General features: G+C 70.8%; 13 protein-coding genes. 3 read left to right on the top strand and 10 right to left on the bottom strand.

Annotation, left to right across the window (positions count from 1 at the left end; all coding sequences use genetic code 11):
* Positions 1-8 precede the first annotated feature (8 nt).
* The 5 genes from EDF50_RS11515 to EDF50_RS11495 form a co-directional block, all read right to left on the bottom strand.
* A complete protein-coding gene (locus EDF50_RS11515; RefSeq protein ID WP_199738740.1) occupies positions 9-1,748 on the bottom strand; it encodes a beta-N-acetylhexosaminidase in 1,740 nt (579 codons plus the stop codon).
* Positions 1,749-1,752: 4 nt separating this feature from the next.
* Positions 1,753-2,706 (bottom strand): carbohydrate ABC transporter permease, encoded by a 954-nt coding sequence (locus EDF50_RS11510; protein ID WP_199738739.1) that lies wholly within the window; start codon positions 2,704-2,706, stop codon positions 1,753-1,755.
* A complete protein-coding gene (locus tag EDF50_RS11505; RefSeq protein WP_199738738.1) occupies positions 2,703-3,707 on the bottom strand; it encodes a carbohydrate ABC transporter permease in 1,005 nt (334 codons plus the stop codon). The genes EDF50_RS11510 and EDF50_RS11505 overlap by 4 nt, the downstream gene beginning before the upstream one ends.
* A 95-nt stretch (positions 3,708-3,802) precedes the next feature.
* Positions 3,803-5,125, bottom strand: coding sequence for a sugar ABC transporter substrate-binding protein (locus EDF50_RS11500; protein WP_123519656.1), 1,323 nt, complete (start codon positions 5,123-5,125; stop codon positions 3,803-3,805).
* A 201-nt stretch (positions 5,126-5,326) separates the two neighbouring features.
* A complete protein-coding gene (locus tag EDF50_RS11495) occupies positions 5,327-6,454 on the bottom strand; it encodes an ROK family transcriptional regulator (RefSeq protein ID WP_233570575.1) in 1,128 nt (375 codons plus the stop codon).
* Positions 6,455-6,805: 351 nt separating this feature from the next.
* Here EDF50_RS11495 and EDF50_RS11490 point away from each other — a divergent pair, with 351 nt between their 5' ends.
* Entirely contained in the window at positions 6,806-7,732 is a 927-nt protein-coding gene (locus EDF50_RS11490) for an ROK family protein (RefSeq protein WP_123519654.1), read from the top strand.
* A 162-nt stretch (positions 7,733-7,894) separates the two neighbouring features.
* On the opposite strand, the gene EDF50_RS11485 is transcribed toward EDF50_RS11490, so the two are convergent.
* The 5 genes from EDF50_RS11485 to EDF50_RS11465 all read right to left on the bottom strand — a co-directional run bounded on the left by EDF50_RS11485 (position 7,895) and on the right by EDF50_RS11465 (position 15,730).
* Entirely contained in the window at positions 7,895-10,969 is a 3,075-nt protein-coding gene (locus tag EDF50_RS11485; protein WP_123519653.1) for a glycoside hydrolase family 38 C-terminal domain-containing protein, read from the bottom strand.
* Between the two features lie 94 nt (positions 10,970-11,063).
* A complete protein-coding gene (locus EDF50_RS11480; protein WP_056259591.1) occupies positions 11,064-11,900 on the bottom strand; it encodes a carbohydrate ABC transporter permease in 837 nt (278 codons plus the stop codon).
* Positions 11,901-11,902: 2 nt separating this feature from the next.
* Complete coding sequence (locus EDF50_RS11475; RefSeq protein ID WP_123519652.1) at positions 11,903-12,889, bottom strand: carbohydrate ABC transporter permease; 987 nt, start codon at positions 12,887-12,889, stop codon at positions 11,903-11,905.
* 4 nt (positions 12,890-12,893) lie between these two features.
* Entirely contained in the window at positions 12,894-14,282 is a 1,389-nt protein-coding gene (locus EDF50_RS11470) for an extracellular solute-binding protein (RefSeq protein ID WP_233570572.1), read from the bottom strand.
* A gap of 173 nt (positions 14,283-14,455) precedes the next feature.
* A complete protein-coding gene (locus EDF50_RS11465; protein ID WP_123519650.1) occupies positions 14,456-15,730 on the bottom strand; it encodes an ROK family transcriptional regulator in 1,275 nt (424 codons plus the stop codon).
* 98 nt (positions 15,731-15,828) lie between these two features.
* Between EDF50_RS11465 and EDF50_RS11460 the strand changes: the two genes are divergently transcribed.
* Both EDF50_RS11460 and EDF50_RS11455 read left to right on the top strand, forming a co-directional pair.
* The gene (locus tag EDF50_RS11460) at positions 15,829-16,299 is read left to right on the top strand and encodes an N-acetyltransferase (RefSeq protein ID WP_123519649.1); all 471 of its coding nucleotides are present in this window, start codon (positions 15,829-15,831) and stop codon (positions 16,297-16,299) included.
* 91 nt (positions 16,300-16,390) lie between these two features.
* Positions 16,391-16,723 (top strand): MGMT family protein, encoded by a 333-nt coding sequence (locus EDF50_RS11455; protein ID WP_123519648.1) that lies wholly within the window; start codon positions 16,391-16,393, stop codon positions 16,721-16,723.
* The last annotated feature ends 4 nt before the right edge of the window (positions 16,724-16,727 follow it).

Below are 16,727 nucleotides of genomic sequence, written 5' to 3'. Positions count from 1 at the left end.
CCGAGGCGTCAGCTGATGTTGGCCACGACCGACGCGATGTACGCCTCGCGTTCTTCTCGCGAGGCCGGCCGCCCGGGCACGCCCGGGCGCTGCTGCCACGGTAGCGGCCCCGACTCGTGCCGGTACTCGACGCCGATCGCGTCGAGGCGACCGACGTGCACGGCGAGGCGTGTGGAGAAGTCGTCGAAGTCCCGCGGTTCGGTGGTCCACAGCGCCTCGGCCACGGCGCACAGCCGCGGGAACGCGAAGAAGTCCACGGTGCGGGGCGAGTCCATGTGCTCGGTCCAGATGTTGGCCTGGCCGCCGAGCACGTGGCGGGCCTCGTCCTCGGTCAGCTCGGCGGGCACCGGTTCGAACGCGTGCACGTCGGCGAGGGTGAGCGGGATCGACACGGGGATCGGCTCGTCAGGTCCGTCGGACTGCCGGTAGTCGAGGTAGACCTGGTCGTCCGGGCAGGCGACGACGTCGTACCCGCGTCGCGCCGCCGTGATCGCCCCGGTCATGCCGCGCCACGACGCGACCGTCGCGCCGGGCGACATGGTGCCGTTCCCCTCGAGGATCTCGTCCCAACCGAAGGTGCGTCGCCCGGCCGCGGCGAGGTGGGCGTCCAGCCGTCCGATGAACCACGCCTGCAGCTGGTCCTCGTCGGCGAGACCCCGCTCGCGCATGAGCTCTTGCGTGCGCGGGTCGGCCTGCCACTGGGCCTTGGGGCACTCGTCGCCGCCGATGCCGATCCAGGTGCCCGGGAAGAGCTCCATCACCTCGTCGAGCACGTCCGTGTAGAAGTCGACGGTCGACTGCTCGGTGTTGAGGACGTCCTCGAAGATGCCCCACTCGGTGCCGACGGCGATCTGCCGCGGCTCCGCCACGGGTGTGCCGCCGACCTCGACGGCACCGACACCGAGGTGCGGGTACGCGGTGATCGCCGCCATCGAGTGGCCGGGCACGTCGACCTCGGGCACGACCGTGATGTGGCGGGCGGCGGCGTAGGCGACGACCTCTCGGATGTCGTCCTGCGTGTAGAAGCCGCCGTGTGGTCGGCCGTCCTGCGTGGCGTCCGGCCCGGCCCCCACCTGCGACGACTCGCGCCAGGCGCCGACCGAGGTCAGGCGCGGGTACTTCGTGATCTCGATGCGCCAGCCCTGGTCTTCGGTGAGGTGCCAGTGCAGCGTGTTCAACCGGTGCAGCGCCATCAGGTCGACGAAGCGCAGCACGTCGCGCTTCGGCAGGAAGTGCCGTGCGACGTCGAGGTGAGTCCCCCGCCACCCGAAACGCGGACGGTCCTCGACGTCGACGGCGGGCACGACCCAGTCGACCCCGGGCACGAGAGCCGTCCGGTACACGGCCGCGGGCAGCAGCTGACGCAGCACCTGCGCCCCGTGGAACGCGCCGGCCGCGTCGCCACCGGTGATGCGCACCCCGGCGGGTCGCGCCTCCAGCCGGTAGGCCTCGGCCCCGAGCGAGGCGTCCAGGTCGAACGAGATGCCCGTGCCGTCGGCGCTGCCCTCGCGCAACGGCAACCCGGTCGCCGGGCGGAGCGCCTGCTGCAGCCAGGCGACGACGCCCGCGAGCTCGTCGGGCGCCGAGACGCGTGTCGCCGAGTCGAGGCGGAACGCCCCGGAGGCGCGGGTCAGCCGTGCCGGACGCGGCACGATCGCGACCGGAACGGTCTCGGGCGTCCCGGGGCCGGTCGGTGCGGCAGTCGAGCTGGTCGAGCTGGTCGAGCTGGTCGAGGGTGCGTTCGTCACGGGGTCAGCCCTTCACGGCGCCGGCGGACATGCCGGTCACCAGGTTGCGTTGGATGATCATGAAGAAGACGACGACCGGCAACGAGAACAGCACCGAGGCCGCCATCTGCCCGCCGAAGTCGGTGCCGCTGGTCGGTGTGCTGAACGAGGCCAACCAGACGGGCAGCGTGTACATCGACTGGTCCTTCATGAACGTGTAGGCGACGAGGTAGTCGTTCCAGGCGGCGATGAAGGCGAAGATGCTCGTCGCGATCATGCCGGGCAGCACGAGCGGGAACATGATGCGCGTCAGCACCTGCCAGGTGCTGGCGCCGTCGAGTTGTGCGGCCTCCTCGACCTCGACCGGGATCGCCAGGAAGAACCCGCGCATCACCCAGATCGAGAACGGCAGCGTCGACGCGACGTACGCCAGGATGAGTCCGCCGTAGGTGCCGAGCAGCCCGAGGCCGTTGAAGATCAAGAATTGCGGGATCAGCAGCGCCGTCGCCGGCAGCATCTGCACGATCAGGATGAACACCATGATCGTGCGCCGCCCTCGGAACCGGAACCGCGACAGGGCGGCCGAGGCCAGGAGGCCGAGCACGATCGAGAAGACGACGGCTCCGACCACGACGATCACGCTGTTGCGCAGGTTCGTGAAGAAGTCGGACTGCGTGACCGCGACGACGAAGTTGTCGAAGGTCGGGTTCTGCGGCCAGAAGAGCGGGGTCGAGGTCATGACCTCCGGGCGCGGCTTGAAGGCCGTGTTCACCATCCAGTAGACGGGGAACAGCCAGACGAGGCTGAAGACGATCGCGATCGCGTTGCTGACCCAGCGGGGCTTCCGGCGGCGACGGGTCGGGCGGGCGGGCGACGGGCGGCCGGTGCCGTGGCCCGAGCGCGCCTCCTTGCCTCTCGCGTCGCGGGCGACGGTCTCGGTCGTCGTGGTGCCGACGCCGGCGGGTGCGGTCGTGGTCACAGGTCTTCTCCGGATCGGACGAGGTTGCGGACGTAGAACGCGGTCAACACGACGAGCAGCAGGGTGGTGACCACCGAGATGGCGGCGCCCTGCCCGATGTCGAAACCGACGAACGCGGTGACGTAGGTGAAGACGCCGAGGGTCGAGGTGGCGTCGTCGGGGCCACCGGCCGAGACGAGCCAGATCTGGTTGAAGACGTTGAAGTCCCAGATGATCGACAGGATCGTGATCAGCAGCAGCGTCGGTTTGAGGAACACCAGGGTGACGGTCCGGTAGACGCGCCACTCACCGGCGCCGTCGAGCCGCGCGGCCTCTTTGTACTCGAGTGGGATCTGCGTCTCGGCGGCGTACATCGTCAGGGCGATGAACGGGACGGCCTGCCACACGATCAGCAGCCAGATGCTCGTGTAGGCGAGAGCGGCGTCGTTCGACCAGTCGACGTTGGTCATGTCACCGACCAGGCCGGTCTGGGTGAGCAGCCAGTTGACGACTCCGTAACCGGGCTGGAAGAGCCATTTCCAGACGATCGACGACGCCACGTTCGGCATCGCCCAGGCCAGGATCAGCACGACGGTGACCGTGTACCGCATCGGCGTGCCGAGGCGGGTCAGCAGGTGCGAGACGCCCGTGCCGATCAGCACGCTGCCTCCGACCATCGCCGCCGTGAAGACCAGGGTGCGGACGAGGGACCACCAGAAGTCGGTGTCGGCGAGCAGGGTCGTGTACTGCTGTACGCCGACCGAGTCGTAGGCCCCGGTAAACAGCGACCGCTGGTCGTAGTCGGTGAACGAGGTGAAGACCAGGAAGACGATGGGCGCGACGGTCACGGCGAGCAGCACGATGCCCGCGGGCGAGAGCAGCCAGAGCGGGGCGAGCTGGCGCTTCTTCCCCGGTCGCACCGGAGCCTTCCGTTCGTCCTTCGGGCGTCGGCCGCCGCCCGCGCGACCGGGAGCCGCGCCGGGCGGGGTCTCGGTGAGACCGGGGGCTGTCGAGAGGGCCACGGTTCCTCTTTCGGTTCGAGTCCAGGAGGTGCGGGTCGAGGGGGCGGGAGCGTCGCGCGATCAGGTGGTCGCGCGACGCTCCGCCGGGGCGCTCGTCAGTCGTTCAGCGCCTTGTCGGTCGCCTCGTCGAACGACGTGGCCGCGGCCTCGGGCGACTTGGAGCCCGAGACCACCGAGGAGAAGAGCTGGTTGATGCTCTTGTCACCCTCGAGGGCAGCCCAGTTCGCGCTGGCCGGCGTGGCCTTCGAGTTGAGCGCGGCGTCGAAGAAGCCCTTCTGGATGGGCGTGACCACGCTGCCGGCCGCCTCGATGCCCTCTTCGCTGTTGGGGATCCAGCCGTCGTTACCGACCACCCACTCGCTCTGGATGTCGGGGCTCGTGGCGATCTTCGTCCACTGCAGCGCCAGGTCGGAGTTCTGGCTCTTGGCCGCGATGCCCCAGTCCGAGCCGCCCAGCATGACGGGCTGCGTCTCACCCGACTTGCCCGGCATCGGGAACGTGCCGAAGTCGTCGTCGGTCAGCGCGGGGTTGGCCTTCTGGATCAGGTCGATCGAGCCGTTCGTGTGCAGGATCGTCGCGGTCTTGCCGTCGGCGAAGACCTGCGTCTGGTCGGGGGCGTCCGTGTCGAGGGTCTGCGAGGCAGGGGTCGAGTAGGCGTTCTGGAACTCGGTGAAGTCCTCGAGGCCTTGCTGCGCCTCCTTGCTCTCGAGACCGGCCGTCCAGGTGCCGTCGCTCGACGTGGCGATGTCGCCGCCGGCGTCCCAGACGAACTGCATGCCCGCGTACCAGTACTGGCCGGGCAGGTAGAACGCCGAGAAGTCGGACGCCGTGTTGGCGGCCTTCACCTTGTCGAGGTCGGCGGTGAGCTCGTCGTAGGTGGTGGGCGCCTCGGTGACGCCGGCCTCGGCCCACATCGTCTTGTTGTAGATGACGGCGCGGGCCCCGGCGAAACCGGGCACGGCGTAGAGCGAGTCGTCGACAGTGGCGGGCTCCTCGAGACCGGTCAGCCAGGTCTGCCCCTGCTTCAGGTCGTCCCGGTAGGGAGTCAGGTCGAGCAGCGCACCGTTGGCGGCGTAGCTGGCGACCTGCGTGTTGCCGAGGTCGAGCACGTCGGGCGGCGTGTTCGTGGCGAGCGCGGTGCTGATCTTGGTGGTGATGCCGTCCCACTGCTGGATCTGGACGTCGACGTCGGCGCCCGTCTGAGCGGTGAACTCCTCGTTGATGGCGTCGATGGTCTCGGGCGTGTAGTCACCCGTCATCACCCAGACCGTCAGGGTCTTGCCGTCGCCCTTGGTGGTGGGCACGGCCTGGGGCTCGTCGGACGAGCTACCGCCCGTGCCCGAACTCGAGCAAGCGGTCAGGGCGAGTGCCGCGGCCAGGCCCAGGGCCCCGACCGCCGTGTAGCGTTGGATTCGCATGTCATCTCCTCGTTCTCGAAGCGGGGATGCCGCATCGCTGTGGTCCCGGCCCGCGCTCGCACAAGCGTCGGGTCGGGAATGCGGCCCGGGCCGAAGCCCTCGCCGCCTCCGGGGGTGGGCCCCCGAGGTCTGTGGTGGGGCCGGAGGCCCTGCGGCTCACTGCCGAGGGGCTCGCGACCGGCGGGCTCGCGACCGCCGGGCTCACGTCAGCCCCAGTTCGGCCTGCAGCACGAACGACGCGGCGCCCAGCAAGGCCAGGTCGGTGCCGCTGCCCGCGATGCGCATGGTCAGGCCGTTGCTGACGGCCGACAGCGTGCGTTGCCGCACGGTCTCGCGAGCGGCCCGCAGCAAGGCGCCCTCGACCAGGTCGGCGGGTCCCGACAGCACGACCTCGTTGAGGTTCAGCGCACTGATGATGGGCGCGAGCACCAGCCCGAGCGCACGCCCGGCGTCGTGCAGGACGGCGCCCCGCGACCCCTCGTCGTGCTGACGGAGGCGCGTCCTCAGCTGCGGGGCGGCCAGCACCTCTTCCAGGCAGCCGCGTCGACCGCACGCGCACACGTCGCCGTTCTCGTCGACCGTCACGTGCCCGATCTCTCCGGCCGAGAACTGGTCGCCCTCGACGAGCGCTCCGGCGACGACCAGCCCGACGCCGACGCCGTGGTCGATCGTGACCACCATGAGGCTCTGGCCGGCGGCGGCCTGCCCGGTGGTCTCGCCGAAGGTGCGGATGCCGACGGCCGCGGCGTTCGAGTCGTTGCCGACGTGGACGGGCAGCCCGACGTGGTCGGCGAGGCGGGACCGCAGGCCCAGGTCGTACCAACCGAGGTGGACGGCCGTGCGCACGACCCCGTCGTGGTCGACGATGCCGGGAGTCGCGACCCCGACCCCGAGCAGCGGACGGGTCGTGCGCGAGCCGAGGTCGTCCACGAGCCGCTCGACCAGGCTCACGGCGGCCTCGCCGACGGCGCCGTCGAGCTCGACGCTGGCGCGCTCGACGACCCCGCCCCGCAGGTCGACGACGGCCCCGACGAAGCGCTCGGCGCTCGACAGGTCGACCGTGACGATGTGGAACGCGTCCGACTCGATGCCGACGAGCGTCGCCGGCTTGCCGACCCGGGCGTCGTCCCGGACACCGAGCTCGCGAGCGATGCCGTCGTCGATCAGGTCGGCGACGAGGGCGGAGACCGTGGGGCGGGTCAGGCCCGAGCGGCGGGCGAGGTCGGCCCGACTCATCGAGCCGTCACGGTAGAGCGCCTGGAGGACGAGCGAGCGGTTGTGCGCGCGGACGGGCGGCTGCTGCTGCCTGGTGATCGTCGTGGTGGTCACGGGCGCGTCCTCTCGTCTCGGCATCGTCGCCGACCTCGGACCCGGTAGGAGGGCCCGTCGGCAGCGGTGCCGGGTGGCGTCGCCGTGGTGGCGTGCCGTTAGTAAATGGGCCTTACAAACACGTGTCAAGGTGTGTGGCGGCGAGTTTACGCACACGAAACACCGACGGTCAACACCCGAAACATCGCGGCCCGCCGGGGCCGACCTCTTGCCGGGGCCAGGTTCGTAAGCTTTACTAACAAACATGTCCACGCCCGCCACCGTGCCCGTCGCCCCCCTCGTCGGGTCGCCCGCCGGTACGACCGACGCTCCACCGGCGGGCGGCTCCGCGGTCGAGCCGACGGAGCGACCGTGAGGGTCGGCCTCGACATCGGGGGGACCAAGATCGACGCGGTCGTCGTCGACGGGTCCGGTGCCCCCGTCCACCGCCTCCGCCTGCCGACGGGGTTCGGCCCCGACGCCGTGCTCGCGAACGCGACCACGGCCGTGACCTCGCTGGCTGGTCGGGTCGGCGTCGACGTCGTGGCCTTCGAGTCGGTCGGCGTCGGCATCCCCGGCCTCGTCGACGGCGCCACGGGGCGCGTGCGGCACGCCGTCAACATCGGCTTCGACGACGTCGGGGTGGGGTCCGCTCTGAACGCCCGGCTCGGGGTGCCGGTCCGGGTCGAGAACGACGTCAACGCCGCCGCCCTCGGCGCGTACCTCGCGATGTCGCTGTCGGGGTCGGTCGGCTACCTCAACCTCGGCACCGGTCTCGCCGCCGGCCTCGTCGTCGACGGCGAGCTCTGGCGCGGCTCGCGGGGCGTCTCGGGCGAGATCGGTCACGTCCCCGTCGACCCCGGCGGTGAACTCTGCCCGTGTGGTCAGCGCGGGTGCCTCGAGACCGTCGCAGCCGGCGCCGCGGTGGCACGCCACTGGCCGACCGAGGGGGCGCATCCGGCCGTGGCGCTGTTCGCGGCGGCCGACGCAGGCGACCCCGAGGCCGGTCGCGTTCGTGCCGACCTCGCGGCGGGGGTGGCGGCCGCCGTGCGCCTCCTGGTCCTGACGACCGACGTGGACTCCGTCGTGATCGGCGGCGGGCTCAGCAACCTCGGTCGCCCCCTGCTCGACGACGTCGCCGGCGTGCTCGACCACTGGGCGGCCGGGTCGGCGTTCCTCGCCTCGCTCGAGCTCTCGACGCGCATCGAGCTGCTGCCACCGGGGTTCCCCGTGGCGGCCGTCGGTGCGGCGACGATCGGCGCCCGGGGTCCCGCCACGGTGACGGCAGCCGCCGTCTGACCCATGGGTGCGGAACACCTGCCGCTCGCAGCCACGACCCCTCCGCCAGGCGATGGGCACGGCACCAGGCGATGGGCACGGCACCAGGGGAAGACCTGGCGCCGTGCCCATCTCGTGGTGCTGTGACGGATTCGTCCCACCCGCGCTGATCGACGCCGGCGGCTACGCCCGGGCCACCCGCAGCGTCACGATCTCGAACGGGCGAAGCGTCAACTCGACCGCCGAACCCGCCGCCCACCGGCCCGAACCAGCCGTGCCCTCGGCCAGCTCGCGCTCGATCAGGTCGGTGCGCCACGCCGCGCCGAACCCGCTGTCGGCGTCGACCGTGATGGTGGTCGCCGCGCGGGCCCCGCGTGCCTCGTAGAGCCGCACGACGAGGTCGCCCGATCGGTCCTCGGCCAGCTTGACCGCCTCGACCAGCACGGCGGGAGACGACGACGACACGACGGGTGCCACGGCCGCACCGGACGACCCGTCGACCCGTCGGACGGGCAGGTTGAGGCGGTACCCCGCGGTCGCCGCGTCGAGCACGTCGGGCGCGACCCGTACCGACGAGCGCAGCACGTGCCGCCCCTGGTCGGCGTGCGGGTCGGGGAAGGTCGGCGCCCGCAGCAGCGACTGCCGCACGAGCGTCGTCGTGCCGCCGTCACCGCCGTCGGCCGTGTCGCGGGTGCTCCGCGTGATGTCGTGGCCGTACGTGGCGTCGTTCGCCACCGCCACGCCGAAACCGGGCTCGGCGACGTGCACCCAGCGGTGCGCGACGGTCTCGAACCGGGCGACGTCCCACGACGTGTTCTGGTGGGTCGGACGCTGCACGTGGCCGAACTGCACCTCGGAGGCGGCCCGGTCGGCGTGCACGTCGAGCGGGAACGCGAGTTTCAGCAGCTTCTGCCGCTCGTGCCAGTCGACGTCGGTCTGCACGTGCAACTCGGCCTCGCCGTCGTCCAGCCACCACCGCTGCACGACGGTCGACCCGCCGAAGCGACGCGTCACGACGAGGGCCCCGCCGTCGGCGACGACCGACTCGGCCTCGACTAGGTCGGTGCGCACGTTCTTGTAGGCCTGGTCGACGTCCCAGGCGTCCCATTGGTTGGGTGTGTCGCGGAAGAGCTGCAGCAGCCCGAGCCGCGTGCCCGGAGCGACGAGGTCACGCCCCGACGCGGCGTCGACGAGCGAGGCGACGAGTCCGTCACCGTCGAACACGGCGCGCACGAGCCCGTTGTCGATCGCCCAGCCACCGTCGGAGGCGACCGGTGCCACCGATCCGACCCCCGCCTCCTGGGCTCGCCCGTCGACCGAACCGGCCGACGCGTCGACTCCGGCCGCCGGCACCGGCCCGGCGTTGAACGTCGTCGTCGCCGACCCCGCCCCGGCGAGCGCCCGCTGGGCGGCGCCGATGACGGCCTCGAGCTGCTCGGCGACACGGGCGTAGTGCCGCTCGGCCTCGTGGTGCACCCAGGCGATCGACGACCCGGGCAGGATGTCGTGGAACTGCTGCAGCAGCACGACGTGCCAGATCTCTTCGAGCTCGTCGTAGGGGTAGTCGAGCAGGCCGCGTGCGGCCGCCGTGGCGCTCCAGAGCTCGGCCTCGCGCAGCAGGTGCTCGCTGCGGCGGTTGCCCTGCTTGGTGCGGGCCTGCGACGTGTAGGTGCCGCGGTGGAACTCGAGGTACATCTCGCCCGACCAGACGGCCGGGTCGGCGAGTTCCTCACGTGCCTGGGCGAAGAAGGAGGCGGGGGTGCCGACGGTCACGCGCGGCGAGCCCTCGAGGTCACCGGCCCGACGCGCGGCCGCCATCATCTCGCGGGTCGGTCCCCCGCCGCCGTCACCCCAGCCGAACGGGACGATCGAGACGTTGGAGAAGCCCTTCTCGGCGTAGCCGCGCTCGGCGTGGGCGAGTTCGGCCGGCGAGAGGTCGGAGTTGTACGTGTCGACGGGCGGGAAGTGCGTGAACACGCGGCTGCCGTCGATGCCCTCCCAGAGGAAGGTGTGGTGCGGCATGCGGTTCGTCTCGTTCCAGGACTCCTTCTGCGTGAAGAACGAGCTGGCGCCGGCCGCACGGGCGATCTGCGGCATGGCCCCGGTGTACCCGAACGAGTCGGGCAGCCAGACCTCGTCGGCGTCGACGCCGAACTCGCGGAGGAAGAACCCCTTTCCCGCGACGAACTGACGGGCGAGCGCCTCACCGCCCGGCATGTTGGTGTCGGACTCGACCCACATGCCGCCGACGGGCACGAACCGGCCCTCGGCGACCTTCTGCTTCACCCGGTCGAACAGCTCGGGGTAGCGCTCCTTCAACCAGGCGTACTGCTGCGCGCTGGAGGCGGCGAACACGAAATCGGGGTCGTCGTCCATCAGCGCGACGACGTTCGAGAAGGTGCGGGCGACCTTGCGCTGCGTCTCTCGGACGGGCCAGAGCCAGGCCGAGTCGATGTGCGCGTGACCGGTCGCGACGACGCGGTGCGCGCTCGCGTTCGCCGGTGCCGCGAGCACGTCGGCGAGCGCGGCCCGGCCGGCCGTGGCCGAGCCCGCGACGTCGGCGTGGTCGACCACGTCGCACATGCGGTCGAGGGCCCGCAGGATCTCGTGGCGCCGCGGCGAGGTGAGCTCGAGGGTGCGCATCAGCCCGACCAGCGTCCAGACGTCGCGGTCGAGCTCGGCGACCACCTCGTCGCGTTCGGCGAGCACGATGCCGCGCAGGGCGTAGATCGGGGCGTCGCCCGCGGTCTCGGGGTCGCCCAGCGGTGTCTCGCCGTGGAAGTCGTCGCCGCCGATGTCGGGGTTCGACGCGGCCTCGACGTAGACGTCGATCGTGCTGCCCGGGGTGACGCCCGCGCCGATCGCCGTCAGCGGCACGTAGCCGTTGTACGGCTCGATCGCCTTGACGATCGTGCCGTCCGGCCGCCAGACGAGGCCCTCGGCCTGGAACCCGGGTTGGCGGATGCTGAAGCCCAGGTCGACCACGAGTTCGAGCGCGGTCGCCGGGTCGGTTCCGAGGTCGTCGGGCACCGTCCCCGTGACGTGGAACCACGTCGTGCCCCACGGACGACTCCACGGCGAGCCGACGGAGAACGGCGTGTACGTCTGCGAGACGGCCTCGGCGAACGGGACCGGCTCACCAGGAGCCTCCCAGGCCGTGATCGTCAGCGGGACGGACCTGCGGTAGACCGCCGGTGTGATGCGGTCGCGGACGAAACGGTCGATGCGGGCCTCGACGAGGGCGGTGTTGTCGTGCATGGGATCAGTCTCCTGACGGGCGCGCCGAGGCGCACGGTGGGGCGGGTCGTTCTGTGGAGCGAGAGGGCGTGTGGGGCACTGGTGGGGAGGCGCGTCACCCCTTCACGGCGCCGGCCAGCGCGTTCGAACCGCCGAGGGTCCGCGAGACGAGCACGTACAACGCGATGACGGGCACCGAGTAGACGATCGAGAACGCGGCGAGCTGTCCGTAGGCCACCGAGCCGTACTGGCCGAAGAAGTTGAAGATGCTCACGGCCGCGGGCTGCTTGTCGGGGCTGAGCAGGAGCACGAAGGGCACGAAGAAGTTCCCCCATGCCTGGATGAACACGAAGATGAACACCACGGCGATGCCCGGCCGCATGAGCGGCACGACGATGCGCGTCAGGGTGGAGAACATCGAGGCCCCGTCGGTCCAGGCCGCCTCCTCGAGCGAGATCGGCACCGAGTCCATGAAGTTCTTCGCCATCCAGATCGCCATCGGCAGGCTGGTCGCGGCGAGGAAGAACACCGTGCCGCCGATCGAGTCGATCAGGTTCAGCGAGACGAACAGGCTGTAGACCGGCACCATCATCGCCGTGATCGGCAGGCCGGTGCCGAACAGGATGCCGTAGAGGAACGGCTTGTTGATGCGCATCCGGTACCGCGAGAGCGGGTACGCGGCGAGGATCGCGACGACCACGGTCACCAAGGCGCAGCCGCCCGAGACGATGAGGCTGTTGGCGAGCGGCACGAACGAGATCTCGGGTGTCAGCACGGCGGTGAAGTTGTCGAGCGTGAACTGCGACGGCACCTTGGCCGACAGCGTGGCCGACGGGTCGAAGGACGCCAGCAGCAACCAGGCGAGCGGAACGGCGAAGCAGATCGCGATGACGATCAGCACGACGTTCGAGACGGCCTTCATGCTGCGGCCGCTGGGTGAGGTCATGGCCATGGTCAGTCGACCTCCGGTTTCAGGGCCCTGATGTAGATGATCGAGAAGACCGCACCGACGAGCAGCATGATCGTGGCGATGGCCGTGCCGAAGCCCAGTTGCGAGAACTGGAACGCCTCCTGGTAGGCCAGGATCGGCAGCGTGGTGCTGTTCGTGCCGGGTCCGCCGCCGGTCATCACGTAGATCAGCGTGAAGACCGAGAGCGTCTGCAACGTGGTCAGCATGAGGTTGGTCGAGATGCTGCGTCGGATGACCGGCAGCGTGATGAAGACCAGGCGTTGCCAACCGGTGGCGCCGTCGACCTCGGCCGACTCGGTGATCTCGGGGGGCACCTCCTGCACGGCCGCCGAGTAGACGAGCATCGAGAACGCGGCCCCTCGCCAGATGTTCGCGAGGATCACCGAGAGCATCGGCAACGCGTAGAGCCAGTTGGCCCCCGTGATGCCGAACCACGACAGGACGGTGTTCAGCGTGCCCGCGTCGTTGAAGAACGCGTACGCGGCGAAGGCGGCGACGATCTCGGGCAGCACCCACGCGGCGATGACGAACGTGCCGACGATCGAGCGCACGACCTTGTGGCCGTTCCGCATCAGCAGGGCGAGGCCCAGACCGACGACGTTCTGACCGACCACGGCCGAGAAGAAGACGAAGGCGAGCGTCAGCAGCACCGACTTCGGGAAGTCCGGGTCGGCGAACAGCTCGGTGTAGTTGCGGAACCCGATGAACTCCGAGCCGCCGGCGGCGTAACCGGTGAGCGAGGCGTCGGTGAACGACCCGTAGAAGCTCGAGATGACGGGCCCCAGCAAGAACAGGGCGAGCAGGACGAAGGCCGGGACGAGAGGCAACGTCCGCGCCCCCGTCCGCAGGGCCCGCGCCTTCGAGGCGCCCGCCCGACGACCCGGCTTCTCGCCGTGGGGCCCCGGACCGGGCCCGGAGGCCCCCGGCCGGCCGCTGTCGCGACCGACCGGGGTGGGGGCGATGGTCGCCATGTGGCTAGTCCTTCGCCTTCTGCGTCTGGTCCTCGCCGACGATCCCGACGAGCTGGTCGTCGAACGCGGCCGCCGCCTCCTCGGGGGTCTGCTGACCGGTCATGACGGCCTCCATCGCGACGGTGATCTCGTTCGAGATACGGCTGTAGTCGGTGGTCGCCGGGCGGAAGTGCGTCACCGGCACGATCGACGAGAAGAACTCGAAGGTCGGGTTGCTGCTGACGTACTCGGGGTCCTCGGCGACGTCGCTGCGCACCGCGATCTGGCTGGCCGCGATGTCGTAGCTCTGCGAGCCGTCCTTGTCGAGGGCGTCGGCGATGAACTCGAACGCCTTGTCGGGGTTCTTCGTCTTCGCGCCGACGGCCAACGTCCAGCCGCCCGACATGCTCGTCGCACCGGGCTTCGCACCGTCCTGCGTGGGCATGGGCGCCTGGCCCATCACGTCGTTCCACTCGGGCCACGGGTTGGTGCCGGTCTCGAGCCAGGTGCCGCTCATCCACGAGCCGTCGAGGGCGATCGCGAGCTTTCCCTGCGGGAGCCATTCACCACCGACGATCGTGGCGATGTTGGTGTCCAGCGCCTCCTCGGGCTTGGGCCCGATGCCGCCCTGGTAGACGTCCTGGATGAAGCCGAGCGAGTCCACGAACCCCTGCGAGTCGGTGAGCCACTTGCCGGTCTCGTCGTCGTAGAGGGTCCCGGTCGGCGTGCCGTAGAGCAGCATCTCGAAGCCCTGCATGGTCGCGCCCTCGCCCTGCGGCTTGCCCGAGTAGACGTTGAGCGGCACCACGTCGGGCACCTTCGCCTTGACCGTCTCGGCCGCGTCGAGCACGTCCTGCCAGGTCGCCGGCTGCCACGGAACGGGCAGGCCAGCCTGGGCGAAGAGGTCCTTGTTGTACCAGAGGGCCCGCGTGTCGGTGCCCATCGGGATGCCGTACGTCTTGCCGTCCTCGCCGACGCCGGCCTGCTTCGCGTTGTCGAAGAACTGGTCCCAGTCGTCCCAGGCGTCGGTGTACTCGTCGAGCGGCAGCAGGTAGCCGGCCGCGGCGTCGCTCTTCACCTTGAAGGTGTCCTCGTACATGACGTCGGGCGCCGTGGCGGCCGATCGGTTCATCAGCGCGAGCTTGGTGAAATAGTCGTCGTTCTGCGCCGCGATGGGCACGAACTCGACCTTCATGCCGGGGTTGGCGGCCTCGAAGGTCTTGGCGGTCTCTTTCATGTGGGCGTCCATCTGCGTGAACGTGCCGAACTTCTGGTAGGCGACCTTGATGGTGTCGGAGTCGCCGCTGCCGGCACCCCCCGAGCATCCCGAGGCCAGCAGGGCCGTGGCGACCGCCGCGGCGGCGACGGCCAGTGCGCGACTGCGCCCCCGGGCCGAGGTGAACGTGCGTGACATGGTGCTCCTTTGCTCCATCCGCGTCGACGCCGGGCTGCTCTGCCCGACCGCGATGCGATTACTACATCGTATGGAGTAACTCGTGTCAAGATCCCGGCGCGCAACGGTCCGGTAACGACGCGACGGCCGGGGAGGCGCGGGTCGAGAACCGCAGGAGGCGCGGGTCGGCCCCGTCAGGCCCGGATCAGCAGGGCGGACGGTCGCGGCGAGAACGTCTGGTCGAGCACCAGGCAGGCCGCTCCGACGGCCGCCACGTCGATACCGATCGACGACTCGACCAGCCGGATCGGGTGCTTCGGGATCAGCGCCGGGTCGTCGCGGAGCGCGGCCGGCAGCACCGCGAGGACGTGCCGCGACAGGGGCGCCCAGAACGGCCCGCCGAAGACGACCTCGTCGAGGTCGAGCAGGTTGATGATGGTCACCAGGGCCCGGGCCAGGTGTCGACCGGCCCCGTGCAGCACCTGCGACGCCCCGGCGTCGCCCGCGTCGGCCTTTCCGACCAGGGCGACGAACGCCTCGTCGATGCGACGCATGTCGACGTCGTCCCCGCTGCGTGCCGCCTCGGCGAGCGCGTCGTCGGACACGTCCCCCTCGACCAGCACTCCCGTGGCGACGGCCTCGCGCACGAGTGCGTGCGGCGTGATCAGCTCGCCCACGCAACCGATCCGCCCGCAGGTGCAGCGGTGGCCGTGGTCGTCGACCATCACGTGCCCCGAGTCCCCCGCGTTCGCGCTGGCCCCACGCAGCACGTCACCGCCGAGCACGAGTCCGGTGCCGTAGCCGGTGCCGTAGTAGACGAAGGCGAAGTCGCTGCGGTCACCCGCGCCTCCGTCGCTCAGCCAGAGCTCGGCGACCGCGCAGGCCGTGACGTCCTTCTCGAGCAGGACCGGCAGTCCGGTGGCCTCGCTGAGCGCCCGGCGCAACGGCACGTGCCGCCAGAGCGGCATCATCGGCGGGTCGAGCACGAGGCCGGGCCCGATGTCGACCGGGCCGGGCGAGGCGATGCCGACCCCGAGCAGCAGGTCGCGGTCGACGCCGCTCGTGACGACCAGCCCGTCGATGGCCCGTGCCATCAGGGCCACCACCTCGTCGGGTTCGCTGGCCGACGGGGTCAGCTCGCGTGCGTGGGCGACCACGGTGCCGACGAGGTCGAGCAGCACGAAGGTCAGCACGGCGGGGTCGACGTGCACGCCGACCGCGAAGCGTCCCTGCGACTCGAGCTGCAGCATGGTGCGGGGCTTACCGGGGCCGCTGATGACGGTGCCGCTCTCGCGGATCAGGCCCGCCTCGATCAGCCGGCGCGAGACGTTCGTCACGGCCTGGGGGCTGAGCCCGGTGCGTCCGGCGATCTCGGTCCGGCTGAGGCCCGCGCTCTCTCGTCGGATGGCGTCGAGCACGACCGACCGGTTGTAGCCGCCGATCGCCGGCAGATTCGTCCCGCGGTTCATTCTCGTCATCATCCACGACGTGGGGGGTCGCGCGCGCACCCCGGCCCGTCATCCGCTCGACGGTGGTGCCCGCCGGGAGGCCCCGTTACCCTGAACGCATGTCTGGTCTGCGCCTCGAAGAACTGTCCGCCGCCACGGTCGTCGCGGCCAACAACCTCACGCTCAAGCCGGGCCAAGAGCAGTTCGTGGCGCCCGTCTCGCACTCGATCGCCGAGGCCTACGTCAACCCGACGACCGCCTGGCCCCGCGTCGTCGTCGACGACGACGACACGGTCGTCGGATTCATCATGGGCAACTTCGACGCCGAGGCCGACGACGAGGCGCTGCGCAGCTGCATCTGGCGCATCAACGTCGAGGCCGACGCGCAGGGCCGGGGCATCGGGCGGTTCGCCGTGCACGCCCTCGCCGACGAGGCCCGCAGCCGCGGCTTCGACCGGGTCACCGTCATCTACGAGCCCGGCGACGACGGGCCCGAAGAGTTCTTCCACCACATCGGCTTCGAGGTCATCAGCGAGACACCCTACGGCGAGCACGTCGCGGGGTTGACGCTGGCGTCGTCACAGGCCTGAGTCGGCACGGCGTGAGCCCGACGACGTGACACGGGATGCGCCGACTTCCGGCCACGGCCCCGGTCGCGGTCCCGGTCGCGGCCGCGGAGCCGTGCCCGACCCCGGGCCGCACCCCGGGCCGCACCCCGACGACTTCGCCTCGCGAGTGATCGCCGTGGTGGAGTCGATCCCCCCGGGCCACGTGATGACCTACGGCTCGGTCGCCGCCGCCCTCGGGTCACGAGCGTCACGAGGCGTCGGCCAGGTCATGGCGTACGCCGGGGCCGACCTGCCGTGGTGGCGGGTGATCCGCGCGTCGGGCCATGCCCCGCGCGATCACGAGCAGCACGCCCTCGAGAGGTACCGCGTCGAGGGCACGCCGCTGCTGTGGAGCCGGGCGGGCACCTTCCGCGTCGATCTCGAGCGCGCCTCCTACCGTCCCTGACCGT

The organism is Frigoribacterium sp. PhB24 (genome assembly GCF_003755185.1).
Taxonomy (GTDB): Bacteria; Actinomycetota; Actinomycetes; order Actinomycetales; family Microbacteriaceae; genus Frigoribacterium.
Note: the sequence above shows the minus strand (reverse complement) of the source record. Positions and strands in the feature narration are given on the sequence as shown.